General features: G+C 73.1%; 21 protein-coding genes. 10 read left to right on the top strand and 11 right to left on the bottom strand.

Annotation, left to right across the window (positions count from 1 at the left end):
• Positions 1-41 precede the first annotated feature (41 nt).
• The 3 genes from AB0E62_RS23820 (at position 42) to AB0E62_RS23810 (ending at position 1,781) form a co-directional block, all read left to right on the top strand.
• Positions 42-548, top strand: coding sequence for a MarR family transcriptional regulator (locus tag AB0E62_RS23820; RefSeq protein WP_362197529.1), 507 nt, complete (start codon positions 42-44; stop codon positions 546-548).
• 92 nt (positions 549-640) lie between these two features.
• Entirely contained in the window at positions 641-1,120 is a 480-nt protein-coding gene (locus tag AB0E62_RS23815; RefSeq protein WP_362197215.1) for a sigma factor-like helix-turn-helix DNA-binding protein, read from the top strand.
• A 412-nt stretch (positions 1,121-1,532) separates the two neighbouring features.
• Positions 1,533-1,781, top strand: a complete 249-nt coding sequence (locus tag AB0E62_RS23810; protein WP_362197212.1) for a hypothetical protein — start codon at positions 1,533-1,535, stop codon at positions 1,779-1,781.
• A gap of 9 nt (positions 1,782-1,790) precedes the next feature.
• Here AB0E62_RS23810 and AB0E62_RS23805 read toward each other — a convergent pair whose 3' ends face one another.
• Entirely contained in the window at positions 1,791-2,945 is a 1,155-nt protein-coding gene (locus AB0E62_RS23805) for a cystathionine gamma-synthase (protein ID WP_362197209.1), read from the bottom strand.
• 198 nt (positions 2,946-3,143) lie between these two features.
• On the opposite strand from AB0E62_RS23805, the gene AB0E62_RS23800 reads away from it, so the two are divergent.
• From AB0E62_RS23800 to AB0E62_RS23780, 5 genes are all read left to right on the top strand, one after another.
• Positions 3,144-4,262: a hypothetical protein gene (locus tag AB0E62_RS23800; RefSeq protein WP_362197206.1), complete on the top strand. Its 1,119-nt coding sequence runs from the start codon at positions 3,144-3,146 to the stop codon at positions 4,260-4,262.
• 180 nt (positions 4,263-4,442) lie between these two features.
• On the top strand, positions 4,443-6,074 hold the full coding sequence (locus tag AB0E62_RS23795) for a M48 family metalloprotease (RefSeq protein WP_362197203.1): 1,632 nt from the start codon (positions 4,443-4,445) through the stop codon (positions 6,072-6,074).
• A gap of 116 nt (positions 6,075-6,190) precedes the next feature.
• Positions 6,191-7,315: a hypothetical protein gene (locus AB0E62_RS23790; RefSeq protein WP_362197200.1), complete on the top strand. Its 1,125-nt coding sequence runs from the start codon at positions 6,191-6,193 to the stop codon at positions 7,313-7,315.
• A 90-nt stretch (positions 7,316-7,405) separates the two neighbouring features.
• Complete coding sequence (msrA, locus tag AB0E62_RS23785) at positions 7,406-8,071, top strand: peptide-methionine (S)-S-oxide reductase MsrA (protein WP_362197197.1); 666 nt, start codon at positions 7,406-7,408, stop codon at positions 8,069-8,071.
• A 126-nt stretch (positions 8,072-8,197) separates the two neighbouring features.
• A complete protein-coding gene (locus tag AB0E62_RS23780) occupies positions 8,198-8,923 on the top strand; it encodes a Type 1 glutamine amidotransferase-like domain-containing protein (RefSeq protein ID WP_362197194.1) in 726 nt (241 codons plus the stop codon).
• 94 nt (positions 8,924-9,017) lie between these two features.
• Here the strand turns inward: AB0E62_RS23780 and AB0E62_RS23775 are convergent, their stop codons facing one another.
• Complete coding sequence (locus AB0E62_RS23775; protein ID WP_362197191.1) at positions 9,018-10,061, bottom strand: NAD(P)-dependent alcohol dehydrogenase; 1,044 nt, start codon at positions 10,059-10,061, stop codon at positions 9,018-9,020.
• A 171-nt stretch (positions 10,062-10,232) separates the two neighbouring features.
• Between AB0E62_RS23775 and AB0E62_RS23770 the strand changes: the two genes are divergently transcribed.
• A complete protein-coding gene (locus AB0E62_RS23770) occupies positions 10,233-11,144 on the top strand; it encodes a helix-turn-helix transcriptional regulator (protein WP_362197188.1) in 912 nt (303 codons plus the stop codon).
• Here AB0E62_RS23770 and AB0E62_RS23765 read toward each other — a convergent pair.
• The 4 genes from AB0E62_RS23765 to AB0E62_RS23750 all read right to left on the bottom strand — a co-directional run bounded on the left by AB0E62_RS23765 (position 11,051) and on the right by AB0E62_RS23750 (position 16,977).
• Positions 11,051-11,365: a hypothetical protein gene (locus AB0E62_RS23765; RefSeq protein ID WP_362197185.1), complete on the bottom strand. Its 315-nt coding sequence runs from the start codon at positions 11,363-11,365 to the stop codon at positions 11,051-11,053. The two genes, AB0E62_RS23770 and AB0E62_RS23765, sit on opposite strands and share 94 nt — an antisense overlap.
• 169 nt (positions 11,366-11,534) lie before the next feature.
• The gene (locus tag AB0E62_RS23760) at positions 11,535-14,777 is read right to left on the bottom strand and encodes a S8 family serine peptidase (protein WP_362197182.1); all 3,243 of its coding nucleotides are present in this window, start codon (positions 14,775-14,777) and stop codon (positions 11,535-11,537) included.
• A gap of 372 nt (positions 14,778-15,149) precedes the next feature.
• Positions 15,150-16,400: an Ig-like domain-containing protein gene (locus AB0E62_RS23755; RefSeq protein ID WP_362197179.1), complete on the bottom strand. Its 1,251-nt coding sequence runs from the start codon at positions 16,398-16,400 to the stop codon at positions 15,150-15,152.
• Between the two features lie 232 nt (positions 16,401-16,632).
• Positions 16,633-16,977 (bottom strand): hypothetical protein, encoded by a 345-nt coding sequence (locus AB0E62_RS23750; protein ID WP_362197176.1) that lies wholly within the window; start codon positions 16,975-16,977, stop codon positions 16,633-16,635.
• 109 nt (positions 16,978-17,086) lie between these two features.
• On the opposite strand from AB0E62_RS23750, the gene AB0E62_RS23745 reads away from it, so the two are divergent.
• Entirely contained in the window at positions 17,087-17,416 is a 330-nt protein-coding gene (locus tag AB0E62_RS23745; RefSeq protein ID WP_362197173.1) for a hypothetical protein, read from the top strand.
• 68 nt (positions 17,417-17,484) lie between these two features.
• Here AB0E62_RS23745 and hutH read toward each other — a convergent pair whose 3' ends face one another.
• The 5 genes from hutH to AB0E62_RS23720 all read right to left on the bottom strand — a co-directional run bounded on the left by hutH (position 17,485) and on the right by AB0E62_RS23720 (position 24,502).
• Positions 17,485-19,023 carry a histidine ammonia-lyase gene (gene hutH, locus AB0E62_RS23740; protein ID WP_362197526.1) on the bottom strand — a complete coding sequence of 513 codons (1,539 nt, stop codon included), beginning with the start codon at positions 19,021-19,023 and terminating at the stop codon, positions 17,485-17,487.
• Positions 19,024-19,111: 88 nt separating this feature from the next.
• Positions 19,112-20,254 (bottom strand): GGDEF domain-containing protein, encoded by a 1,143-nt coding sequence (locus AB0E62_RS23735; RefSeq protein WP_362197170.1) that lies wholly within the window; start codon positions 20,252-20,254, stop codon positions 19,112-19,114.
• A gap of 92 nt (positions 20,255-20,346) precedes the next feature.
• A complete protein-coding gene (locus AB0E62_RS23730) occupies positions 20,347-21,141 on the bottom strand; it encodes an enoyl-CoA hydratase-related protein (protein WP_362197167.1) in 795 nt (264 codons plus the stop codon).
• Positions 21,142-21,640: 499 nt separating this feature from the next.
• The gene (locus AB0E62_RS23725; RefSeq protein WP_362197164.1) at positions 21,641-22,756 is read right to left on the bottom strand and encodes an adenylate/guanylate cyclase domain-containing protein; all 1,116 of its coding nucleotides are present in this window, start codon (positions 22,754-22,756) and stop codon (positions 21,641-21,643) included.
• Positions 22,757-23,641: 885 nt separating this feature from the next.
• Positions 23,642-24,502, bottom strand: a complete 861-nt coding sequence (locus AB0E62_RS23720; RefSeq protein WP_362197161.1) for a biotin--[acetyl-CoA-carboxylase] ligase — start codon at positions 24,500-24,502, stop codon at positions 23,642-23,644.
• Between the last annotated feature and the right edge of the window lie 241 nt (positions 24,503-24,743).

The raw sequence follows: 24,743 nt of genomic DNA, 5'->3' as shown, positions 1-24,743 counted from the left end.
CCTCATGAAGTGAGCCTCCGGCCATGCCCACAACACCAGGAATGTCGATGGACATGACGACCGTCGGTGACACCGGTCTTCTCGACACCCTTCAGCACGAGGTGGCGGTGTTCGCCCGCCGTGCCGAGCAGACACGGCTCGGCGGCGTAGGCCAGGTGCGCAACTCCATGGACCGTGCCGCGTATCTGCTGCTCAACCGCCTCGACAAGGAAGGCCCGATGGGGGTCAAGGCGCTCGCGGCGAGCATGGGCATCGATTCCTCCACGGTCACCCGGCAGGTGGCACCCCTGGTCGACACCGGCCTGGTCAAGCGCACCTCGCACCCGGAGGACGGGCGGGCGGTGGTGCTCCAGCTGTCGCCGCGCGGCGCCGCCCGGCTGGAGGAGGTGCGCTCGTCGAGGCGTCAGCTCATGGCCGAGCTGACACACGACTGGGCCCCGGAGGAGCGCGAGCAGTTCTGCACGCTCCTGACCCGCTTCAACCACGCGCTCTCCGCGCGGATGACGGTGCAGGGCGTTCCGGCCGCGGAGCAGCGTCCGGCCTCCTGAGCCGCCGGCGGGGTCCCGCATCTTGACCCCGGGCCGCCCCTGGCTTGATATGGGACCGGGTCCGCACGAGGACCCCGTCGGGGGGAGGCGCGGTGCAGGATCGGCAGCCGGCCCGCGGTGCGCGCCGGGCCCGGGAGTTCGAACAGTTCGTCGCGGGCGCGGCGGGGCGCCTGCTGCACGCGGCCACGCTGCTCACCGCCGAGGCACCGGACGCCAATCCGCGCGCGCGGCACCTGCTGACGCTGGCACTGGCCCACACCTACGCGCGCTGGGACCGGCTGCGCGGCGACGACCCGTACGACTGTGCCCGCCGGCATCTCGCCACCCGCTTCACGCACACCACCTGGCACGGCGCTTTCGGTCGCGCCCGGCCCGGTCCGCGCGGTCCGCTCGCCGCCCTCTCCCCGCGGGAACGGCTGGTCCTCGTCCTGCGGCTCTACGAGGGCGTGGCCGAGGAACGGACGGCGGCGCTGCTCGGCCTGCCCGCGGAACGCGTCCACACCCTGTGCGACCGCGCGGCGGCCACCGTGCTGCACCCCGCCCGGCCGGCCCCCAAGGCGGCCCCCTCATGAGCCGCCCCCACGCCGAGGGAGCCGGCCACCACCGCCAAGGCCTGCCCGGCCGGGGTGTGCGGGGCGCGCGCGCCCATGAACGTTTCCTCAGCCCGAAGGGGCGACGCACCCCGGCCTGGGGCACGGAACACACGGCCGGTGCGTGGGGCACGGAACACACGGCCGGAAGGGCGAACCACCACTCCGCGCGCGCGTGCGTGACGGCGAGGATCCCCGCGAGCGGCGCCGCGCGACTCCCCGGGCCCACGGACGGCGCCGCCGCGCCGCTGCCTGGACCCGTGGGCACGACCGTGCCGCCGCTCAGGCTCACCGGCGGTGCCGCGCCGCACCCTGAACCCCCAGTCGATGCCGCGCCGCACCCCGGACCCCCAGTCGATGCCGCGCCCCCGCCCCGCCCTTGCCGGAGGGCGGGGTGAGGCGCGGGGAGCGGGAGGCCGCTGTGCGGGCGGTGATGGAGCGGGCCGGGACGCCGGTGCCGCCGGAGCTGTACGGGGACGCGGTGCGCCGCGGGGAGCGGCTGCTGCGGCGCCGGCGGCTCGCGCGCCGGGCGCTGTGGCTGCTGGCGTGCGCGGCGGTCCTCGCCTTCGCCGTGTGGGCGGCCGACGCGCGCCCCTGGGCGGAGCCGCCCTCGCAGACGACTCCACCGGTCACCGGCTGGTGACCTCGGCTGCTAGCCGAGGGCCTGCTTGATGTCCTCCAGCAGGTCGTCGACGTTCTCGATGCCGACGGACAGGCGCACCAGGTCGGCGGGGACCTCCAGCTGGGAGCCGGCCACCGAGGCGTGCGTCATGCGACCGGGGTGCTCGATCAGGGACTCGACGCCGCCGAGGGACTCGCCGAGGGTGAACACCTTGGTACGGGCGCACACCTCGAGCGCGGCCTCCTCGCCGCCCGCGACACGGAACGACACCATGCCGCCGAACGACCTCATCTGCTTGGCGGCGACCTCGTGGCCGGGGTGGTCGGGCAGGCCCGGGTAGTACACCTGCGTCACTCGCGGGTGCCGGGTCAGCATGTCGGCCACCTTCGTGGCGTTCTCGCCGTGCCGGTCCATGCGCACCGCGAGGGTCTTGGTGCCGCGCAGCACCAGCCAGGAGTCGAACGGGCCGGCCACCGCGCCCATGGCGTTCTGGTGGTAGGCCAGCTCCTCGCCCAGCGCCTCGTCGGCGACGACCAGCGCACCGCCGACCACGTCCGAGTGGCCGCCCATGTACTTCGTGAGCGAGTACACGACGACGTCCGCGCCGAGCGCCAGCGGCTGCTGGAGGTAGGGCGTGGCGAAGGTGTTGTCGACGACGAGCTTCACGCCCGCGTCCTGGGCGACCTGGGCGACGGCGGCGATGTCGGTGATGCCGAGCAGCGGGTTGGAGGGGGTCTCCACCCAGACCGCCTTGGTCTTCGGGGTGATCGCGGCCCGTACGGCGGCCGGGTCGGAGGTGTCGGCGACGGACCACTCGACGCCCCACCGGGTGGCCACCTTGGCGAAGAGCCGGAAGGTGCCGCCGTAGGCGTCGTCCGGGATCACCACGTGGTCACCGGGGCCGAGGAGCGTACGCAGCAGCGTGTCCTCGGCCGCCAGGCCGGACGCGAAGGCGAGGCCGCGGCGACCGCCGTCCAGCGCGGCGAGGTTCTCCTCCAGGGCGGTCCGGGTCGGGTTGGCGCTGCGGCTGTACTCGTAGCCGCCGCGCAGCCCGCCGACGCCGTCCTGCTTGTAGGTCGACACCTGGTAGATCGGCGGGACGACCGCGCCGGTGAGGGGATCCGCGGTGTTGCCCGCGTGGATCGCGAGGGTCTCGAAGTGGTCGCTGATGTGCCTGTCGCTCATGTGCATCGAGCGTAATGCGCCCGGCCGGTTCCTGACGCCGGGCGAGAGGTGTTCACCGTGTTCTGCAATGTTGCTGTCACGGTCTGACCGGGCTTGCTGCCCTGCGCGGTACGGAAATTGTCATGCTCTGATCGGGAGTTTTCCACAGGTTCGCGGCGGGGTTCGCCATGTGACGGCGGGGTCTGGTTCGCTTGGCACATGGCGATTCTCTGGCTGCTGATGGCCCTGCTCGTGCTGAGCCTCGTCCTGCTCCCGGTGCTGCGGCGCGGGCGCGGCGGGATCCAGCGGGTTCCGGCGGGACACCCGGACGCCGCCGACCCGGCGGCCTACGGCTTCCTGCGCGAGGAGGAGCTGGACGTACGCCTGCCCGGGCCCGACGAGGACCTGCTCAGAACCCTGGAGCTGGTGCAGCGCACCCAGGACTACCGGGCCGCCGCCCAGCTGCTGGCCGGCACCGGGGCCGAGGGCGAGCTGCGCTGGCAGCGGGTGCAGGCCTTCGCCGGCGCCGCCGCGCTGGAGCTGCGGGAGCGGCCCGGCGGGGTGCACGAGGTGCCGGGCGGCCAGTGGCTGCGGGTGTGGCGGACCGAGAAGCCCAAGGACGCGGGCGGCGCCGCCGTCCACGCCGAGTTCCTGGTCCAGCAGGCCTGGCGGACGGCGACGCCGGGCACGGACGAGTTCCGGATCATCATGGAGGAGGCCCGCACGACCTGCGCGGAGGCCGCCCTGCTGGCCCCCGGCGACCCGGTGCCGTACGTCACAGAGCTGTCCATCGCGCGCGGGCTGGGCTGTCCGCCCGCCGAGTTCGAGCAGCTGTGGGCCAAGGTCCTCGACCGTGCCCCGTATCACATGGGCGCGCACCTGGCCGCGCTGCACTACTGGTGCGAGAAGTGGCACGGCTCGCGTGAGCAGGCGTACGCCTTCGCCGAGAGTGCGGCGGCGCGCGCCCCGCAGGGATCGCTGCTCGCCGCGCTGCCGCTGTTCGCGGTGTTCGAGCACCTCCCGGAGGTGACCCTGGTCGCGAGTTTCTACCAGTCCGAGGTCGTCGCCAAAGCGATGCACGGCGCGCTGCACGCGGTGCACGCCGCCGACCCGGACGACCCCGTCCTCCCCCACGTCCGGCACCTGCTGGTCTTCTTCCTGGTCCGCGCCGAGCGCTGGGCGGAGGCCATGGACCAGCTCGTACACGTCGACGGGCACGTGGGCGCGCTGCCGTGGAGCCTGTCCGACGACCCGGCCGCCGCGTTCGCCGTCCACCGCGCACTGGCGGTGGCGGGCTACGAGGCCAACGGCGGCAGCCCGGCGGGACTGCCCGGCTGACGGGGCCGGCGTCCTTACGCGTTCCTGACATTGCCCTTCTGACCTGCGGTAGGGCATACTCCGCTTCCCCCCACACCGCATCACCCGCACCGACCGGCCGTCGGCCCGGTGCACTCGCCATGTCCTTTTCCGCCGCTTCGTCATGTCCCTTTTCCGGGGTCCTGTGGGGGGATCTGCCCGATGGGCGCAACACTGCGCGCACTGCGCGCTCTCGTGCTGCTGCTCGGCTTCTATCTGCTGAGCCTCGTCCTGCTCGCCGTGCTGGCCGGCGTCGACGTCCTCGTGTTCAGCCAGGGACACGGCCTGCTCACGGCGAAGGTCGGCTTCGTCACCGTGGTGCTGGCCGTCCCCGTCGTGCGCGGCATGCTGATGCTGCGCACCCCGAAGGGCGAGGACCCACCCGGCCTCCCGGTCACCGACACCGACGAACCCCGGCTGTGGGCGCTGGTCCGCGAGCTGGCCGCGGCGGCCGGCACCCGCGCCCCCGAACGGATCCTGCTCACCGGCGAGGTCAACGCGTCCGTCAGCGAGGAACCGAGGCTGCTGGGCCTGCTGCCCGGCCCGCGCCGCCTCACGCTCGGCATGCCGCTGCTGACCGGCCTGACCGAGGCCCAGCTGCGCTCCGTACTCGGCCATGAGTTCGGACACTTCACCGGCGGCGACACCCGGCTGTCCGCGCTCGTCGTGCGCGGGCGGGTGCAGATCGGCCGGGTCATCATGCAGTTCCACGCCAAGGCGGACGGCAAGGTGGCCGCCGACCGGGCCCGGCAGGAGCGGGCCTCCGCCAAGCGGGCCGCCAAGGGCAAGACCGCCAGGGAGATCGACACCACCGGCGTCGGCGCCACGTACCGGACGATGGCACGGATCTACACCGCCTACGGCAAGCTCTGCCTGCGCGCCTCCCTGTCCACCGCACGCGAACAGGAGTACGCCGCCGACCTGACCGCCGCCCGGCTCGCCGGCCGGGACGCGACCGCGGCGGCGCTGCGCCGGATCCCGGCCCTGACCGCCTCCCACGCCCTCTACCTGGACTCCTACGCCACACTGGGCCTGCCCGCCGGGCTGCTGCCGCCGCGCGGCGAGTTCTTCGGCGGCTTCGGCCGGCTGCTGGCCGCCCGGGAGCCGGACCCGGCGGGCCCGCGCGCGAGGCTGCGCGAGATGCCCGCGGGGCCGTACGACTCCCACCCGCCGATCGCCGACCGGGTCCGCCGGATCGAGGCGCTGCCCGCCGACGGCCGCGCCGGCGAGTCCGAGGCGTCGGCGCCGGCGCTGCTGACCGACCCGGAGCGCACGCTGGGCGCGCTGGAGGACGCGGTCCTCCAGGACGAGCTGCTCGCCTGCCCGCGCGCCACCGGATGGGAGGAGCTGCTGAACGCCTCGATGGCCGCGGGCCTGTCCACCGCCCGGACCCCGCTGCACCGGGCGCTGACCGCGTACACCGGTCGGCCGGCGACGCTGTCCGCGCTGCTGGACGCCATCGACGACGGCCGGCTGTGGCGGCTGGCGGAGCGGCTGCCGCTGTCGGACGAGGCGGCGGCCGCGAAGGGGCGGGCGTTCCGTGAGTTCGTGCGGCCCGCGCTGCGCCGCTCGCTGCGCACGATGGTGCTGGCCGAGTTCAGCGCCCGTTCGCTGCTGCGCTGGGAGTTCTCCTGGACCGGCCCGGCGACGGTACGGCTGCCCGGCTGGGACACGCGGCCGCGGGACGACAGCCCCGAGGCCGAGCTGGACGCGGCCCTCGACGCGGCGGTCGCCGACCGTCCCGACACCGGGCGGCTGCGCGCGCTGCTGCCGCCGGTGATCCAGCACGTCTGACCAGCCCCACCCACGGGTGTCGGACCCCCACGCCCCTATGGACCCCACGGGCCTCCCACTGGACCCACAGGCCCCACTGGCCCCACGCCCTCACCGAAACGAACGGACCGACCCGCATGACCGTCCTCCTCTGGTTCCTCGGCATCCTGGCCGTCCCCACGGCGATCTTCCTGCTGTGGCTGCTCTGGGTGTTCCTGAAGGAACTCTTCTCGCCGAGCCCCGACGACGACGACGGCGACACCGATGCCGAGGCGACACGGGCGGCCGAGGCCGCCGGGAGGCTCGGCCTGCTGCCCGCCGAGCGGCAGAACACCGAGCTGGCCGCACCGCTGCCGCAGCGGTGGACGGCCGCGCTGGCCGCCGTGCGCGGCGGTGACTGGCGGCCCGCCGCCGACCTGCTCGCGGAGATCGGCCGGGACTGGGAGCGCCGCTCGGCGCTCGCCTTCCTGCTGGCCGACCGCGCGGCCGAGGAGGACGCGTGGCTGCTGGCCTGGGAGGCCGCCCGGCCCGACGACCCGGACGCGGCCGTGGTCCGCGCGCGCAGCACGGTGAGCCTGGCCTGGAAGATCCGGGGCGGGAAGAAGGCGAAGTACACGACCCAGGAGCAGTTCGAGGGCTTCCGCCGCACGCTGGCCTCCGCCCGCGAGGAGGTGGCGCGGGCGGCGGCGCTGAACCCCGACGACCCGACCCCGTTCGTCGCGGAGATCTGGGTGGCGCTGGGCCTCGGCTACCCGAACGCCCGCATGGACGAGCTGTGGGCGGAGGTCACCCGCCGCGCGCCGCACCACTACGAGGCGCACTTCTCGGCGCTCCAGTACTGGTGCGCGAAGTGGCGCGGCTCGGAGCGGCTGGCCCGCGAGTTCGCCGAGCGGGCGGCGGCCGGCGCGCCGCTGGGCAGCCTGCTGACCGCGCTGCCGCTGATCGCGCACTTCGAGCACGACGAGTCGGACGACACCGAGGCCGACAACACGCCGGAGATGCGGGCCCGGGTCGAGGCGGCGCTCGCCGACGCGGCGGCGGCCGACCCGGCCCACCCGAGGCTGCCGGAAGTGCGCCACCTGCTGGCGTACTACCTGCACCTCCAGGGCCGCAACGAGGCGGCGCTGGAGCAGTTCAGGCTGGTCGACGGGCATGTGAACGCGCTGCCGTGGCGCTACCGGGGCGACATGGCCGACTACTACTGCCAGGTCCGCAACACGGCGGTCGGGCTGGCGGAGGAGACGGTGGCGGCCGGCGTCTGACCGGAATGCCCGGGGGCCCGCGGGACGTTGTACGGGGTGCCGGCGCCGCCGAGGCGGCCGGCGCCCATCCCCGACCGACAGGGAGACCCGATGCTCTTCGGCCGCACGCCCCAGCTGCCCACCCCCGAGCAGGCGCTCAAGGGCCGCCCCACGCTCGCCTACGCGGTCCCGGAACGCCACACCGTCCTCGGCACCACGCTGCTCGGCCCCTACCCCGAGGGCCTGGAGACCGCCGACTTCGGCCTGGGCTGCTTCTGGGGCGCCGAGCGCAAGTTCTGGCAGCTCCCGGAGGGCGTGTTCACGACCCTGGTCGGTTACCAGGGCGGTTACACCGAGAACCCGACGTACGAGGAGGTCTGCTCGGGCCTGACCGGTCACACGGAGGCGGTCCGGGTGGTCTACGACCCGCGGCGGATCTCGTACGACGCCCTGCTGAAGACCTTCTGGGAGTCGCACGACCCGACGCAGGGCTTCCGCCAGGGCAACGACGTGGGGACCCAGTACCGTTCGGCGATCTACACCCACTCCCCCGAGCAGGCCGCCGCGGCGGAGGCCTCCCGCGACGCCTACCAGAAGGTCCTGACCTCCTCCGGCTACGGCACGATCACCACGGAGATCCTCCCCGCCGAGGGCCGCCCCTTCTACCCGGCCGAGGCCTACCACCAGCAGTACCTGGACAAGAACCCGGCGGGCTACTGCGGCCTGGGCGGCACGGGCGTGTCCTGCCCGGTCGGCCTGGCCCGGGCGAACGGCTGAGCCGCACTCCCGCGACGGGCCCTTCCGGGCCACTGGCGTACGGGCCACTGGCGTAAATGAGGCGACGGCGTCGGTCCGTGCGCCATAGATTCGCCCCTCGTGCCAACTGGGAGCGAAGGGGAGGGCATGGGCAGTCGTACGTTCCTGATCGGGGGCGGCTGGAACCGCGCCGACGTGTACGCACCGTTTCTGCGGGAGGTGCGCGGCGAGCGGCGGATCGGGTGTCTGATCCTCGACGAGGGGGACGGGCCGGCGCAGTTCGAGCGGTACGCGGGGGCGCTGCGCAAGGCCGGGCCGGCCTGTGTGCCGGTGCCGCTGCTCGTGCCGCTCGGTGGCCGGTTCGAGCCGGAGGCCGCGCTGGACGGGATCGACGGGCTGCTGGTGTGCGGGGGGCTCACGCCCGCGTACCAGGCGGCGCTCGCGGAGTGTCTGGAGCGGCTGCCGGGGCTGCTGGCCGAGCGCGGGCTGCCCTACGCGGGCTTCTCCGCCGGTGCCGCCGTCGCCGCGCGGCGGGCCGTGGTCGGCGGCTGGCTGGTCGACGGCGTCCCGGTGTGCCCGGAGGAGACCGGCGAGGATCTGGCGGAGGTCGAGGTCCGGGCCGGGCTCGGCCTGGTGCCGTTCGCGGTGGACGTGCACGCCGCCCAGTGGGGCACGCTGGCCCGGCTGGTCGCGGCGGTCGGGCGGCGGCAGGTGCCGTACGGGGTCGCCGTGGACGAGAACACGCTGCTCACGGTCCGTGACGACGAGGCCTGGGTGTCCGGTGCCGGAGGGGCCCACGTCGTACGGCCCGGCGCCGGGGGAGACGTGATCGTACGCTCCTACGGCGCCGGCGAGGGCTTCGCGCTGGAGTAGGCGCCGAGAAGCGCCCGCTCCGGGCCGTGGCCCAGGAAGGACCACGGCCCGGCAGGATCACGGCCCGGTGGGTCTACGGCACGCGGACCGCGGGTCAGATCGTCGCCGTGTCGATCACGAAGCGGTAGCGGACGTCACTGGCCAGCACCCGCTCGTACGCCTCGTTTATCTCGGACGCGGCGATCAGCTCTGTCTCGGCGCCGATGCCGTGCTCCGCGCAGAAGTCCAGCATCTCCTGGGTCTCGCGGATGCCGCCGATCATGGAGCCCGCGAGGGTCTTGCCGCCGCCGATCACCGAGAAGAGGTTGAGGGAGACCGGCTCCTCGGGGGCGCCCACGTTCACCAGCGCGCCCTCCGTCTTCAGCAGCGACAGGTAGGCGTTGAAGTCCAGCGGGGCCGACACGGTGGACACGATCAGGTCGAACGTGCCGCGCAGCTCCTCGAAGGTCTTCGGGTCGCTGGTGGCGTAGTAGTGGTCGGCGCCCAGCTTGAGGCCGTCCTCCTTCTTGCGCAGGGACTGCGACAGCACGGTCACCTCGGCGCCGAGCGCGTGCGCGATCTTCACGGCCATGTGGCCGAGGCCGCCCATGCCGAGGATCGCGACCTTCTTGCCGGGACCGGCGTTCCAGCGCTTCAGCGGGGAGTACGTGGTGATGCCGGCGCACAGCAGCGGCGCGGCCGCGTCGAGCGGCAGCCCGTCGGGGATGCGGACGACGTAGTTCTCGTCGACGACGATCTTCTGCGAGTAGCCGCCGTAGTTGGGCGTGCCGTCGCGGCCGATGGCGTTGTACGTGGGGCCGATGCTCCCGTTCAGGCAGTACTGCTCCTGTCCGGCGCGGCAGTTCTCGCACTCGCGGCAGGAGTCGACCAGGCAGCCGACGCCCACCCGGTCGCCCACCTTGAACTTCGTCACACCGGGGCCGACCTCCGACACGACGCCGGCGATCTCGTGGCCGGGGACCATCGGAAAGAGCGCCTCGCCCCAGCCCTCGCGGGCCTGGTGGATGTCGGAGTGGCAGATACCGGCGAACTTGATGTCGATCAGGACGTCGGACTCGCCGACCGCGCGGCGCTCGATGGTCGTGCGCTCCAGCGGGGCCTTCGCGGCGGGTGCGGCGTATGCGGCAACGGTGGTCATGCCGGGGTTCTCCTAGCGGTCGGTCTCGCGCCCGGCCTTCTTGGTGCCGGGCACGGCATCCAGCCTGCCCCGTGTCCGGCCGCGTACCCAGACCACGCTTTTGCGTACGACCGCTGTGCCTACCACCAGCGATATCAGGCTCGCAGGCGTACGACCAGGAATACTGGACGCATGGACAGCAGGGACGAACAGCCGGACACGACAGCTCTCTCCGGCCGGACCCTGGACCGGCGGGCGGAGCTGAGCGAGTTCCTGCGCAGCCGGCGGGCCCGGCTCAAGCCCGAGGACGTGGGGCTGTCCGGCTTCGGACGGCACCGCCGGGTGCCGGGGCTGCGCCGGGAGGAGCTGGCGCAGCTGGCCGGGGTGTCGGTGGCGTACTACACCCGGCTCGAGCAGGGCAATGGCCGCAACGTGTCGGCGGAGGTGCTGGACGCGATCGCGCGGGCCCTGCGGCTGTCGGACGCCGAGCACGCCCATCTGACGCATCTGGCCAAGCCGAAGGCGCTGAAGAAGAAGCAAGGGGCGCGTCAGCAGCAGGTGCGTCCGGCGCTGCGGCAGCTGCTGGGGACCATGGAGAGCGTGCCGGCGTACATCGTGGGCCGGCGTGCGGAGATCCTCGCCTGGAACCGTATGGCGGCGGCCCTCTTCGGTGACTGGGGCGAACTGCCGGCGGCCGAGCGGAACTGGGCCCGGCTGGTGTTCCTCCGCCCGGAGTACCGGGAGCTGTTCGTCGACTGGGAGCAGAAGGCGATCGACATCGTGTGCGCGCTGCGCATGGACGCGGGCTGCCATCCGGACGATCCGAAGCTGTCGGCGCTGGTGGGCGAGTTGTCGGTGAAGAGCGAGGAGTTCCGCCGGCTGTGGGCCACGCACGACGTCAAGGAGAAGAGTCATGGCGTCAAGCACCTGCACCATCCCCTGGTGGGCGACCTCGCGCTGAACTTCGAGAGCTTCCGCCTGACGGACGGCTCGGACCAGTCCCTGATCACCTACCACGCCGAGCCGGACTCCCCCACCGCCGAGTCCCTGCGCCTCCTGGCGAGCTGGGGCACGGACGCGACCCGGGCGGTGTCCCCGGCCTGATCGCCGACGCCGAGGTCCGCCCGCATCAGCCGGCGCATCGCCGTGAGGCGCGGCGCGGCGTCCTTCAGGGACAGCAGGGCGGCCGCGGCGCTCTCGCCCTCCCCGGCCAGGTCCCGGTCGATGCGTTCGACGACGGCGCCGGTGCGGGCGAGGACCTCGTTGACGGAGCGGGAGGCGTCCGGGATCCGCAGGGTGTGGAACTGCCGCGAGGCCCGGTTCATGGCCGTACAGGCACCGCGCCTCTCCTCGGACAGCCGTCTGTGTCCTTCCCGCCCGGCCTCTCGGCCCGTTGCCGCTCGGCGTGGCGCCGGGGCGGGAAGGGGCGAACGGCCCGCGGCGGGCGGGTGCCTGCTGCGGGCCGTTCGTGCGGACTGCCGGGCTAGTGAGGGGTCACTTGCCGAAGTACGCGTTGTAGATCGTGACCTCCGACGTGTTGCCCTTCTTGTCGGTGATCTTGGCGCGGAACGAGACGGCCTTGTTCTTCGCCGGGTTCTTCACGGTGATCTTGCCGTTCTTGACGGTGGTCTTCTTGAAGTTCTTGCCGTCGTAGGAGACGTAGACGGTGAGGGACTTCAGGTTGCCGCCGGCGGCGGCGCCCTCCACGGTGACCGGGAAGGTGGCCTTCTTGCCCGCCGCGACCCGGCTGTCGAGGCCGGTGGCGGCACCGAAGCGCGGGGCGGAGACGGGCAGCTGGACGAAGTCGTCCGACGGCTTCTTGGAGCGGAAGGTCCAGGTCGCGTCGATCCGGCTGGACGCCTCGGACACCTTCGCGGACCGCTTGACCGAGGTGGTCAGCTTGTACGCCGCGTCACCGGCCGGGACCTTGAAGGTCTTGTTGCCGTACAGCGGGTCGTCGTTGCTGCCGACCTTGGTGCCGTTGCGGTACAGGGTGGTGACCGCCGAGGTGTAGGCCGAGTACCCGGCGTTGCCCGCCGAGTCGGCGAACAGCGGCAGCGCGCCGATGATCTCGTTGCCTTCCCGGAAGAGGCCGTACTGCTTGTTCACATGCGGGCCGAAGACCGCGGTGTTGGCCTTCTTGGTGTAGCTCTTGCCGCCCTTGAAGGTGGACTCGCCGAGCGAGTACGCGGCGTCGACGACCGGGAAGCCCTCCTTGTCCACCCCGCCGTACTGGGCGAACTCCAGGCCCCAGCGCACGCCGCCCGTGGCGGACAGGTGCAGGGTGCGGGTGCCGGGCAGGTTCTGCTGGATGCTGATGGAGGAGGCGCCGGAGTTGCCGGGCAGCCAGCCGATGGCGTCGACGGAGCCCTTCTTGCCGCGGGCCGCCGCACCCAGGCCGACCTTCACCGTGGCGAGGTCACCGGCCTTGTAGTGCCGGGTGTAGCCGGTGGCGAGCTGCTTGACCTGGCCGCCCGAGGTGACGTCGTACTCCTCGGCCGCGCCCTTGGTCCAGTGGGCGTCCCACTGCTGGCGCAGCGTGCCGGCGGGCAGCTGCGCGCCCAGGTGGGCGGTGCGGAAGCCCTTGTACGTGTCCAGGAACCAGCCGTAGCCGTACTCGCCGTCACCGATCGTGACGTCGAACTCGGGCGCGGCGAACTGGGACTTGAGGCCCGAGGCCGGGACGGTGATGTCCACCGGCTTGGCCTTGCGCGCGTCGACGGTGATCGTCTGCTTCTTGCCGATGGTCAGCTTCGGCTGCGCGATCCAGTCGATGCCCTTGGCGGCGTTCTTCGGGTCGACGTAGACGGCGGTGTTGAGGATGTACGTGCCCTTGGGCGCGCGCACCTTCACCGTGCCGGACTTGTCGTACGGGTTCATCCAGGCGCCGTTGGCCAGGCCGGCCACGCCGGTGAGGTCGGCGTCGTAGTTCGGCGCCGGCTTGCCGTCGCGGCCGATGAACTTCAGCGTGACGTCGTAGGACTCCACCTCGCGCTGCACCGCGGCGGCCGTGCGGACGGTCTGGCCGTCGCCCGTCGCCGTGACGTAGGCGGAGTAGGCGCCGTCGACGGTGCCGCCCAGCCTGGTGTCGGCGGTGAGGTCGACCGTGGCCGTGCCGTGCGCGGGGACGGTGACCTGGTCCGCGCCGAGCTTGAAGAAGCCGGCCGGGGCCGCCGCGCCCTTGGGGTCGAGGGCGGAGCTGGTCAGGGCGAGGGTGACGTCCTTGTCGCCGAGGTTGCGGTACGTCAGCTTCTTGGTGACCGGGGTGTCGTCGGTGTGCGGCCACTGCTGGACGCCGAAGCTCAGCGAGACCGGGTCGGCGACGACCGACTGGCCGATGGCCTTGTCGACCTGGATGCGGCCGGAGCCCTGCTCGAAGGGGGTGTACTTGCCGCCCTTCGCGGAGCCGGTCAGGGCGCCCTTGAGCTCGGTGTAGCCCCAGTCGGGGTGTTCCTGCTTCAGGATGGCCGCGGCGCCCGCGACGTGCGGGGTGGCCATCGAGGTGCCGGAGATGGTCAGGTAGCCCGCGGGCTTCTCGCCGACCTCCTTGTCGATGACGCTGCCCGGGGCCGCGGCGGCGGTGATGTCGACGCCCGGCGCGGTGACGTCCGGCTTGATGGCGCCGTCGCCGTTGCGCGGGCCGGTGGAGGAGAAGTCCGCCAGCTTGTCCTTGTCGTCGACGGCGCCGACGGTGAGCGCGGCGTCCGCGCTGCCCGGCGAACCGACCGACTGGGGACCCTCGTTGCCCGCGGCGATCGCGAACAGGACGCCCTTCTCGGCGGAGAGCTTGTTGACCTCGGCCTCGAGCGGGTCGATCTCGGGAGTGTCGTAGCCGCCGAGGCTGAGGTTGATGACGTCGGCGCCCTGGCCGGCCGCCCACTCCATGCCGGCGAGGATGCCGGAGTCGTCGCCGAACCCGGAGTCGTCCAGGACCTTGCCGTTGAGGAGCTTGGCGTCCGGGGCCACACCCTTGTACTTGCCACCCGACTTGGCGCCGGTGCCCGCCACGATGGAGGCGACGTGCGTGCCGTGGCCGAAGTGGTCGGTGGCGTCGGCGGCGGTGGTGGTGAAGTTCTTGGACTCGACCACCTGGCCCTTCAGGTCCGCGTGGGTGGTGTCCACGCCGGTGTCCAGGACGGCGACCTTGACGCCCTTGCCGGTGTAGCCGGCCTTCCACGCGGTGGGGGCGCCGATCTGCGGCACGGACTTGTCGAGGCTGGCCTTGCGCACCCCGTCGAGCCAGACGTGCGCGATGCCGGAGGCGGTCCGGCCGCCGTTGGTGACGGCGTCCCACAGCGCGGCGGTGTCCTCGACCGGGGTCTGCACGGCGTCCGCGTTGAGCGTCTTCAGGCTGCGGCGCAGGGTGCCCGCGTCGCGCACCTCGGCCTTGGCTGCGCCCGCGGTGCCGCGGTAGCCGACGATGACCTTCAGGCCGTTCTTCTGGGCCTTGCGGGTGGCGGCCTTGTTCAGCTCGGTGACGTCGAACAGGCGCTGGTCCAGCGTGCCGGAGGCGACCAGGCGGGCCGCGTCGGCGGGTATCACCAGCGTGTGTCCGGCCGCCTTGCGGACCTGGAAGGGTATGTGCTCGCGGCCCTTGCCCCGCTCCAGGCCGACGACGCGGCCCTTGGCGTCGAGGGTGACGCGGTCACCGGTGATCAGGGTGACGTGGTGCTTGGCGGTGAGCGCGGAGGCGCCCGCGGTGGCGCGGGCGGGCTTCGCCGACGCGGGGCTGGTCATACCCGCTGCGAGGGCGACTGCGGCGGCCGTTGCCACGGTGGCCGCGGCCGCTCTTTTCACTTGTACGCGCAAGTTCTCCCCCTGGAGACGAGGTACCGGGCGAATTCCCCGTTCACCCGGCCGGGGGCGGACCCGCACAATCACGCGTCAACCCCCCGGGTCACGAAGTATGCCGGGGGGTGATCTCGCGGCTCAATAGATGAGAGAACGGTGAGAAAGCACGACGGGAAACTGTTACGCGCCCTCCGGAACACCGTTACACGATCGCGAAGTCCCTTGGAACCAAAGGGTGTTATGGCTACCGACGACGATGCCGCCCCCTAAGGAGCGGCATCGTGTGCTGGGCTGTCGAGAGCTTGGGCCGAGGAGGCGTCAGACCGCCGAACCGGCCTTCCACTGCGCCCAGTCCATGTTCCAGCCGTTGAGTCCGTTGTCCGGCGAGACCGTCTTGTCGCCGGTGTGCTGGACGACCACGACGTCACCGATCAGCGTGTGGTTGTAGAACCAGGCCGCCGGCGTGCTCGGGTCCTTCGCGCCCTTCGCGTCCTGCAGGCCGACACAGCCGTGGCTGGTGTTCGCGCTGCCGAACACCGACGGCGCGCCCCAGTAGTTGCCGTGGATGAAGGTGCCCGAGGTGGTCAGGCGCATGGCGTGCGGCACGTCCTTGATGTCGTACTCGCCCTTGCCGTCGTCGTCCGTGAAGCCGACCGTCGCGCCGTTCATGCGGGTCTGCTGGAACTTCTCGGAGACCACCATCCGGCCCTCGTACGTCTTGTTGTCGGGGGAGCCGGCGGAGATCGGGATGGTCTTGACGACCTTGCCGTCCTGCGTGACCTTCATCTGCTTGGTCTGCGCGTCGACGTAGGAGACCTGGTTGCGGCCGATGTGGAAGGTGACCGTCTTCTGCTGGACGCCGTAGACGCCGTTCGCGCCCTGGACGCCGTCGAGCGCCAGCTTCAGGGTGACGGTGGAGCCTTCCTTCCAGTAGTCCTGGGGACGGCAGTCCATGCGGTTGGCGTTGAACCAGTGGCAGGCGATCTCCTGGCCGCTGGTGGAGCTGACCGTGATGCCCTTCTGCACGGCCGCCTTGTTGGTGATCGCCTTGTCGAAGTTGATCGACACGGGCATGCCGACGCCGACCGTGGAGCCGTTGTCCGGGGTGAAGGTGCCGATGAAGCTGTTGGCCGGGGAGACCGTGGTGAAGGAGGCGTTCTCGTGGGCTATGCGGCCGTCCGAGTCCTTGGCCTCCGCGGCGACCTTGTAGGTGGTGGACCGCTCCAGCGGGGTGCTGGGCTTCCAGCTCCTCTTGTCGGCGGACAGCTGCCCGGTGACGGACTTGCCGTCCTGGGTGGTCATGGTGACACCGGTGAGGGTGCCCTTGCTCACCGTGACGGCGGCGGAGTTGTTGATCGACGCGTTGGCGGAGCCGTCCTTGGGCGTGATCGTGATCTGCGCCTCGGAGGACTTCTTGGCCGCCGCCTCGTCGACCGTGGCCTGCGAGGTGTCGCCGCTGCCGCCGCCCGAGGCGTCGGCGTCGCCGCCGGAACAGGCCGTGAGCACCAGCACACCGCCGAGCAGAGCGGAAGCGGCCGTCAGGCGCCCGCGCCGCTTACTGTCCGTCATCACAAGCTTCTCCATCGTTGCCGAGTCGCGAAAACCCCGAGAGTCCCCCGTCTGGAACCATCAACGCTACGGCCGGTTCGTCCCGTTCCCGCCCCGTGGATCTGTGGGGCATCCCACGTCCGCGGCGCGCGGCGCGTCGCGGGTGGTGCCGGACGCCGGGCCGTGCGTCCCCTGGGACGACGAAAACCCCGGACGGCGGGTGCCGTCCGGGATCATGAGTGCCCCGGGACGCTCAGCCGATGCCGTCCTCTTCCTCGTCGTCCTCCTCATCATCCTCGTCCAGGTCCCACTCGGGCGAATCGGGGTCGTAGTCGACGCGCTCGCTGGACCAGGACGCCTGCTGGAGTTCCACCCCGGGCACCTCGCCGACCAGGTCGAACGGGTCCACGAGATAGGCCAGGGCCTCCGCGGTGTCCTCCGTCACAGCGGACTCGGCGTGCGCGCGCTCCGCCTGCGGCAGCGCGTCGTCCCCGGCGAGACGGCGCAGCGCGGCCTTGGTCACCGCGCCCTCGTCCTGCACCTCCAGCACCAGCTCCACCCGAAGCCGCACAAAACGTGATGTCTCTTCTGCGCTCATGGCGCGAGCGTACGGCCGAAACCTCCCGTGACTTTCCTGTGACCCGCGCCTTTCACTAACATCGCCCCACACGGCCAATTCGCCAGCGTCACAAGGGGATCGATATTCCGTGTCATCCGCTCGCCGCCCGTTGCTGACCGCCGCCGCCGCGGCCGCCCTCCTGTGCGCACTGTGGTTCGTCCCGTCCGCGAACGCCTCGCAGACCACCCAGGAGAGCGGGACGGCGACCGTCTCGACGCCCGCGCGGGTCACACAGGTCGCGCACGTCACGGCGGTGTCGGCGCCCGCCACCGGCACGGACCGGGCGGCCGAGGAGGCCGAACTGGCCGACACGGGCGGCTTCGACACCACCCCGTACGTCATCGGCGGGAGCCTGTTCCTCGGCGTGGGCGCCGGCTTCGTCGTGTACTCGGTGCGCCGCGAGCGCCTGGGCTTCTGATCCGTCCCGCGTGACGGTCCGCCAGGAACAGGGCGGGGCCCGGACCGGGTGCGGGGCCCCGCCCTCGTTCACTGGAGCGGGCCGGTGACCTTCTCCACGGCCGTCACCAGCTCGCCGCCGCGCACGAAGGCGTCGGCGGCGGCCAGGTCGGGTGCCAGGAACCGGTCCGGGCCCGGGCCCTGGACCCCCGCGGCGCGCACGGCCTCGATCACGGCCCGGGTGGCGGGCGCCGGGGTGAGGTCCTCGCGCAGTTCGACGGCGCGGGTGGCCGCGTACAGCTCGATGGCGATGACCCGGGTGAGGTTGTCCACGGCGGTGCGCAGCTTGCGCGCGGCCGACCAGCCCATGGAGACGTGGTCCTCCTGCATGGCGGAGGACGGGATGGAGTCCGCGGAGGCCGGTACGGCGAGCCGCTTCAGCTCGCTGACCAGCGCGGCCTGCGTGTACTGGGCGATCATCAGCCCGGAGTCCACACCGGCGTCGTCGGCGAGGAACGGCGGCAAGCCGTGGCTGCGGTTGCGGTCCAGCAGCCGGTCGGTGCGCCGCTCGGCGATGGAGCCGAGGTCGGCGGCGGCGATGGCGAGGAAGTCCAGGACGTAGGCCACGGGCGCGCCGTGGAAGTTGCCGTTGGACTCCACCCTCCCGTCGGGCAGGACCACCGGGTTGTCCACGGCGGAGGCCAGCTCCCGCTCGGCGACCAGGCGGGCGTGCGCGACCGTGTCGCGTCCGGCGCCGGCGACCTGCGGGGCGCAGCGCACCGAGTAGGCGTCCTGGACGCGCGGGGCGTCGTCCTGGTGGTGCCCGGTGAGCCCCGAGCCCTTCAGCACGGCGAGCATGTTGGCGGCGCTGGCGCCCTGCCCCGGGTGGGGGCGGATGGCGTGCAGCTCGGGCGCGAGGACCCTGTCGCTGCCGAGCAGGGCCTCCAGGGTGAGCGCGGCGGTGACGTCGGCGGACTTGTAGAGGGTGTCCAGGTCGGCGAGGGCCATGATCAGCATGCCGAGCATGCCGTCGGTGCCGTTGAGCAGGGCGAGGCCCTCCTTCTCGCGCAGTTCGACGGGCCGGATGCCGTGCTCGGCGAGCAGCTCGCCGGCGGGCCGGACGCGCCCGTCGGGGCCCTCCGCCTCCCCTTCGCCCATGAGGGTGAGCGCGCAGTGCGACAGCGGGGCCAGGTCGCCGGAGCAGCCCAGGGAACCGTACTCGTGCACGACCGGGGTGATCCCGGCGTTCAGCACGTCGGCCATGGTCTGCGCGACCTCGGGCCGCACCCCGGTGTGTCCGGAGCAGACGGTCTTCAGCCGCAGGAACATCAGGGCCCGTACGACCTCGCGCTCCACCCGGGGGCCCATGCCGGCCGCGTGCGAGCGGACGATGTTGCGCTGCAGCTGGGCGCGCAGCTCCGGGCTGATGTGCCGGGTCGCCAGGGCACCGAAGCCGGTGGAGACGCCGTAGACCGGGTCGGGCTTGGCCGCCAGCGCGTCCACGATCTCCCGGGCCGCGGCGAGGGCCGCCACCGCCTCCGCCGACAGCTCGATGCGGGCACCGCCGCGCGCCACGGCGAGAACGTCGGACGCCGTGACCCCGGACGTCCCCACCACCACAGTGTGCATATCCATATTCAGGAGCGTACGCATTGAATGCGGCGGTGTCACTAGTGGGCACCGCAGTCACCCCTTACCTCAGGGTGTGGGTTTCGCCTCACGGCCGGCGCCCGCGGAACCGGCGCCGCTCGGCGCGCGAGGGCGGTGGTTCGTCGGCCAGCCGGACGACCGGATCGCCGGGCCCCTCCCGGCCGGCCACCACCGGCCGGTCCAGGCGCAGCGCCTTCGCCCGGTACTGGGCGGCGTCCGCGAGCCGGAACAGCCGCCGGGCGTCGCGCACCTCGCCGATCGCCTCCGCGGTCGAGGCGACCCCGCACGCGACCCCCTCGCCCGGCTCCAGTTCCCCGGCCCGGCGGCACAGCTCGTCCGCCGCCTTCACCACGTCGTCGGCGGGCGACCCCACCGCAACCAAACAAAACTCGTCCCCGCCGAGCCGCGCCACCAGCGCGCCCGGCACCATCGCGCCGCACAGCGACAGCACCGAGCCGAAACGCTCCAGCAGCCGGTCGCCGACGGCGTGCCCCAGCGTGTCGTTGACCCGCTTGAGCCCGTTGAGGTCGCACACGACCAGGCTGACCACCGCGCCGTCCGCGCGGTGCCGCTCGACGGCCTCCTCCAGGCACACGTCCACGGCCCGCCGGTTGGCCAGGCCGGTGAGGGCGTCGGTGTACGCGAGCCGGCGGGCCTCCTCCAGCCGCTCGGTCTGCGCGATCCCCGCGGCGACGACGGCGGCGAGCACGGTGGCGAAGTCGGAGTCGGCCCGCGCGAACACCGGGGCACCGGCCGGGCGGGCCACGTACAGCTCGCCCCAGGCCCGGCCGTGCAGCACGACGGGGGCGACGACACAGCACCCGCGCCCCCGGCGGCGCAGGGCCGTGACCCGCTGGTGGAAGTACCCGGGGGTGCCGGCGGCCGCGCCCTCGGCGGTCTCCACCCAGGCATTGGGCCCCCCACCGCCGGCCCACCGCTCGTGCAGGAACTCGGTGATCTCCGGGAACTGGTGCACCGGGTAGGTCTCGGCCTCCGGGAACTCCTCCTCGTCCGGGGCGCGGTCCCCCACGTTCACGAGGACCCGGAGCCGGCCCAGCTCGCGCTCCCAGACCGACAGCGCGGCGAAACCGCCGTCCAGCGCGTGACAGGCGCCGAGGGCGGCGGCCTGCCAGCACTCCCGGGGGGTGTGCGCCGCCGCCATGCCCTGCGCCAGCGCCACGACCGCGGCCAGCCGCTTGTCCTCACCCATTACTCCAGGTTAGGTAGTAATACCGATATAAGGGATATCGGGGCGGCGAACAGGTGGACGACACGACCCCGGGCCACGGACGCCCAGGACCCCTACTCCCCCGGCCACTCCGGCTTGCGCTTCTCGTTGAAGGCGGCCACGCCCTCCGCGCGGTCCCCCGAGAAGGCCACCGAGCGCCAGGCCGCGTCCTCGACCTCCAGCCCGGCCCGCAGATCCATCCCGTGCCCCAGCCGCAGCGCCCGCTTGGCGGCCCGCAGCCCCACCGGCGAGTTCCCGGCGATCCGCTCCCCGAGCGCCAGCGCCTCCTCCCGGTCCCGGCCCTGCTCCACCAAGCGGTCCACCAGTCCCAGCCCGGCGGCCTCCCCGGCCTCCACCCGCCGGGCCGAGAAGATCAGCTCGGCAGCCCGCGCGGCCCCGACCCGCCGGGGCAGCAGCTGCGTGCCCCCGCCGCCCGGGATCACGCCCACGGACACCTCCGGCAGCCCCAGCACGGCCGTACGGTCGGCCACGATCAGGTCGCAGGAGAGCGCCAGTTCGAAACCGCCGCCCAGCGCGAAGCCGTGCACCGCGGCGATCGTCGGCATCGGCAGCTCCAGCACCCCGGTGTACGCCGCCCGTGCCACCGGCCGCTGCCGGACCAGGTCGGCGTCGGTGAAGGAGTTCCGCTCCTTCAGGTCCGCCCCGACGCAGAAGGCCCGGTCGTGCGACGAGGTCAGCACGACCACCCGGGCGGCGGGGTCGCCGGCCAGCGCGGCGCACGCGCTCGCGAGGGAGCGGGCCATCTCCGTGGAGACGGCGTTCATCGCCTTGGGCCGGTCCAGCACCAGCTCCGCGACGTGCCCGTGCCGCCGTACCAGCACGAACTCCCCGTACCGCTCCTCGCTCATGACACCCTCCGGTTAACGCGGGTTAACTCACTGTGGGTCCGATCATCGCAGTCGTACCCGATCCGGGAAAAGACCGGAGGGCTAAGCCCGTTCGAGTGACAGCGCACAGCGCGCGGGCGACGGGGAGCGCAGCCATGACGCCGACACCTGGACGGTCCGGCGCGGACGGGGAGCGCACACCGGCGAGTACGCCGGGCGTACGCCGCGACCGCCACCGCAAGCCCTGTCCCCGCGGCCCCCCGCTCACCACCCCCGGACTGACCCTGTCGGCGACCCTGCTCGCCCTGACCCGCATGACCTCCACCCCGCATCCGCCCCGCGCGGAACCCCGCCCGGCACCCACCACCGAGGCCGCGGCCCCCGCACCGGCCACCCCGCCCGTCACCCCCACCGCACTATCGCCGGCGCCTCACCCCACGCCCCCGACGAGCCACCCGCCCCGGTCGGCATGTGCCTGCCCTGATCGCCCTCCGCGTGGACGTACCCGGCGATCCGGCGGCTAGGAGGACCGGCCCTCGCGACGGTTGAGCAGCCACGGCTCGACCACACCGAGCCCGCGCACCGGCCGCTGCCACATCGGCTGCAGGGCGAAGCGGTACGACGGCGACTCCTCGCCCTCCTTCTCGGCCGCCGCGGCCTCCGCCTCGGAGACGGGCGCCTCGCCGGTGCGGATCAGCTCCTCGGCGAAGGCGCTGTCCACCAGCACGGCGTCACGGGGGGCTATCGAGGTCAGCCGGGAGGCCAGGTTGACGGTCGTACCGAACACATCACCCATCCGGGTGGTCACCGTGCCGAAGGCCATGCCGACCCGCAGCTCGGGCATCGTCTCGTCGTTCGCCAGCGTCTCCACCAGGCGCAGCGCGATGTCCGCGGCCAGACCGGCGTCGTCCGCCGCGTACAGCACCTCGTCACCGAGGGTCTTGATCAGCCGGCCGCCGCGGGCGGCCACCAGGTCGGCGGCGGTGGTCTCGAAGGCCTCGACCAGCTCGCCCAGCTCCTCCTCCTCCATCCGGCGGGTGAGCCGGGTGAAACCGACGAGGTCGGCGAAGCCGACGGCGAGCCGCCGGTCGACCATCTCCTCGTCGTCGGCGGCCTGCACGACCCGGCCGGTCGCGGCGGCGAGCTGCCGGCGCCAGACGTAGACCAGGAACTCCTCGAGCTCCGGCAACAGCAGCTCGACCAGCGGGTACGTCACCTCGGTGCGGGTCATGCCCGGCTCCGGGGGCTCGGTCAGCCCCTCCAGGAATGAATCGATCTGCCACTCGGCCAGCCGGGCGGTGGTCTGCCCCGTGGACCGGGCCACCTGCACCGCCATCGCCTCGCTGAGCAGCCCCGCCTCCACCAGACCGGCGAGCCGCCGCAGGGCCAGGACATCGGCCTCGGTGAGGGCCTTGGCCTGCCCTATGTCCGCGAACCCCATGGCCCGCCAGAACCGGGACGCCAGCTCCATGGAGACACCGGCGCTGCGGGCCGCCTGGAACGGGGTGTAACGGCGCTCGGCACCCAGGATGAGCTGTTCGAGCCGCAGGGCCAGCGGGTCCTCGCCGTTGTCGGGGGCGTGGGGATCCACCCGGCCGTCCCCGCCAGCGCCGGAGCCCGTGTCGTCGACGGTCACGCCTGCTGCCCTTCCGATCTGCCGCGGTCAGGTATCGACCGGCCTCCAACTCTACGGCAGGTGTGCGCCAGCTCACTCCGTCGGGTTGGGCCGACGGGACAACGGGGACCACCGGAACGGGCCAGGTCGGGGGTGTCCCACCGTCCCCGACCACGTGCTCGCGGCGGCCGAGACGGTGAGGCCCGGTCGCCCACTGCGGGCTCACCGTGGCCGGTCCCGCGCTTCCCCGCGTCCCTTGGGGTCCGCCGGGGCGGGCGCCCGCCGAGACGGTGGGGTGGTCGCGCACGGCGGGAAGGGGACGTGTCGGGGGGTGTCCGCCCGCAGCGGTTGGCGCGTCAACACGAGCACCTCTGCGGCCGACCGATTCCGCGCCGTTCCGAGGACGGACACCCCCCGGCGCGGCCCCGACCCCCCACGCACCGCAGGCGCGACGCGCGCCCCCGCCCACCCGCACGGGCGCCGCAGGCACCCCACCCCCTCGCCCGCACCCGAAGCACGACACGCACGCACAGGCGCCGCACGGCAGGTACACACCCCTCGCCCGCACCCGAAGCACGACACGCACCCCGTACAGGCGCCGCAGGCACCCCACCCCACGCCAGCACCCAAGGCACGACACGCACCCCGAACCGAAGCGCCCCCGCAGGCGCCGCAGGCATCCGGCCCACAACCCGCACCCGGACACCTCACCGCACGCACCTCACCGCACGCACCTCACCTCACCCGGGCCCCGGCCCACCCCCGCTCAGCGACACCTCACCTCACCCGGACCCCGGTCGAGCCTCGCCAGAGACACCACACCCGTCGCCCCGGCCAACCCCGGCCGGGGCCCCGCACCCCACGCCCCCGCCAAGCCCCCGGCCGGGGCACCGCCCCCGGCCAGGGTCACGCGGGTCGCAGATGAACGATGTCCCCCGCCCCCACCGGCTCCTGGACCCCCTCCCCCGTGGCGATGACCAGCCGCCCGTCCCCGTCCAGCGCCACGGCCTCGCCCACCACCGAACGGTCGCCGGGCAACTCGGCCCGGACCGTCCGGCCGAGCGTGGCGCAGCCCGCCGTGTACGTCTCCTGCAACCCGCACGCCGAGGGATCGCCCCCGGCCGCCCGCCACCGCCCGTACCAGTCCTCCAGCGCCCGCAGCACCGCCCGGAGCAGCGGATCGCGGTCCGTCCCCGCCGCCCCGGCCAGCGCCAGCGACCCGGCCTGCGGGACCGGCAGCTCGTCCGCCCGCAGGCTGACGTTGATGCCGACGCCGATGACGACCCCGCCGTCCCCGGCCCGCTCCGCGAGGATGCCCCCGGCCTTGCGCTCCTCGCCGCCGACGGTCACCAGCAGGTCGTTCGGCCACTTGAGCGCCGTGTCCACGCCCGCGGCCCGCGCCAGCCCGGTCGCCACCGCGACCCCGGTCAGCAGCGGCAGCCACCCCCACCGTTCCACCGGCACCTCACGGGGCCTGAGCAGCACGGAGAAGAACAGCCCGGACCGCGGCGGCGCGCTCCAGCGCCGGTCCAGCCGCCCCCGCGCCTCCGTCTGCTCCTCCGCGACCAGCACCAGCCCCTCCCCGACATCCCCGGCGGCGGCCCGCGCCACGAGGTCGGAGTTGGTGGAACCGGTCCGCGGCACCACCTCGATGTCGCGGTACAGGCCCCCTTCCCGGACCAGCCCGCGTCGCAGCGCGCCGGCGTTCAGGGGCGGACGGTCGAGGTCGGACCAACGGCTGTCGTCTGATGAGTTCTGCGGCGTCATGCAAGTCACCCTAGGTGTGGTAAACGACGCACTGCCGACCGGTAGCCCCACCACTACTCTACGAACGAGTAACCGTCCCCCCTTTTGAGCAGGCAGGGAGCCGCATCCCGATGTCCGAGCCGGAAGAGCGTCACGAGATCCAAGGGATCGACATTCACACGACCGCGGGGAAGCTCGCGGATCTCCAGCGGCGCATCCACGAGGCGACGCACGCCGGTTCGGAACGCGCCGTCGAGAAGCA

Source organism: Streptomyces sp. NPDC038707, assembly GCF_040636485.1.
Classification (GTDB): Bacteria; Actinomycetota; Actinomycetes; order Streptomycetales; family Streptomycetaceae; genus Streptomyces.
Note: the sequence above shows the minus strand (reverse complement) of the source record. Positions and strands in the feature narration are given on the sequence as shown.

Bases quoted from the DNA above. Each gene is read 5' to 3' on its own strand.
- AB0E62_RS23805 (WP_362197209.1), bottom strand. From the start codon at position 2,945: ATGAGCGACAGGCACATCAGCGACCACTTCGAGACCCTCGCGATCCAC.
- hutH (WP_362197526.1), bottom strand. From the start codon at position 19,023: ATGCACACTGTGGTGGTGGGGACGTCCGGGGTCACGGCGTCCGACGTT.
- AB0E62_RS23790 (WP_362197200.1), top strand. From the start codon at position 6,191: ATGACCGTCCTCCTCTGGTTCCTCGGCATCCTGGCCGTCCCCACGGCG.
- AB0E62_RS23795 (WP_362197203.1), top strand. From the start codon at position 4,443: ATGGGCGCAACACTGCGCGCACTGCGCGCTCTCGTGCTGCTGCTCGGC.
- AB0E62_RS23770 (WP_362197188.1), top strand. From the start codon at position 10,233: ATGGACAGCAGGGACGAACAGCCGGACACGACAGCTCTCTCCGGCCGG.
- AB0E62_RS23760 (WP_362197182.1), bottom strand. From the start codon at position 14,777: ATGACCAGCCCCGCGTCGGCGAAGCCCGCCCGCGCCACCGCGGGCGCC.
- AB0E62_RS23720 (WP_362197161.1), bottom strand. From the start codon at position 24,502: ATGACGCCGCAGAACTCATCAGACGACAGCCGTTGGTCCGACCTCGAC.
- AB0E62_RS23755 (WP_362197179.1), bottom strand. From the start codon at position 16,400: ATGACGGACAGTAAGCGGCGCGGGCGCCTGACGGCCGCTTCCGCTCTG.
- AB0E62_RS23730 (WP_362197167.1), bottom strand. From the start codon at position 21,141: ATGAGCGAGGAGCGGTACGGGGAGTTCGTGCTGGTACGGCGGCACGGG.
- msrA (WP_362197197.1), top strand. From the start codon at position 7,406: ATGCTCTTCGGCCGCACGCCCCAGCTGCCCACCCCCGAGCAGGCGCTC.
- AB0E62_RS23775 (WP_362197191.1), bottom strand. From the start codon at position 10,061: ATGACCACCGTTGCCGCATACGCCGCACCCGCCGCGAAGGCCCCGCTG.
- AB0E62_RS23765 (WP_362197185.1), bottom strand. From the start codon at position 11,365: ATGAACCGGGCCTCGCGGCAGTTCCACACCCTGCGGATCCCGGACGCC.
- AB0E62_RS23820 (WP_362197529.1), top strand. From the start codon at position 42: ATGTCGATGGACATGACGACCGTCGGTGACACCGGTCTTCTCGACACC.
- AB0E62_RS23780 (WP_362197194.1), top strand. From the start codon at position 8,198: ATGGGCAGTCGTACGTTCCTGATCGGGGGCGGCTGGAACCGCGCCGAC.
- AB0E62_RS23750 (WP_362197176.1), bottom strand. From the start codon at position 16,977: ATGAGCGCAGAAGAGACATCACGTTTTGTGCGGCTTCGGGTGGAGCTG.
- AB0E62_RS23735 (WP_362197170.1), bottom strand. From the start codon at position 20,254: ATGGGTGAGGACAAGCGGCTGGCCGCGGTCGTGGCGCTGGCGCAGGGC.
- AB0E62_RS23800 (WP_362197206.1), top strand. From the start codon at position 3,144: ATGGCGATTCTCTGGCTGCTGATGGCCCTGCTCGTGCTGAGCCTCGTC.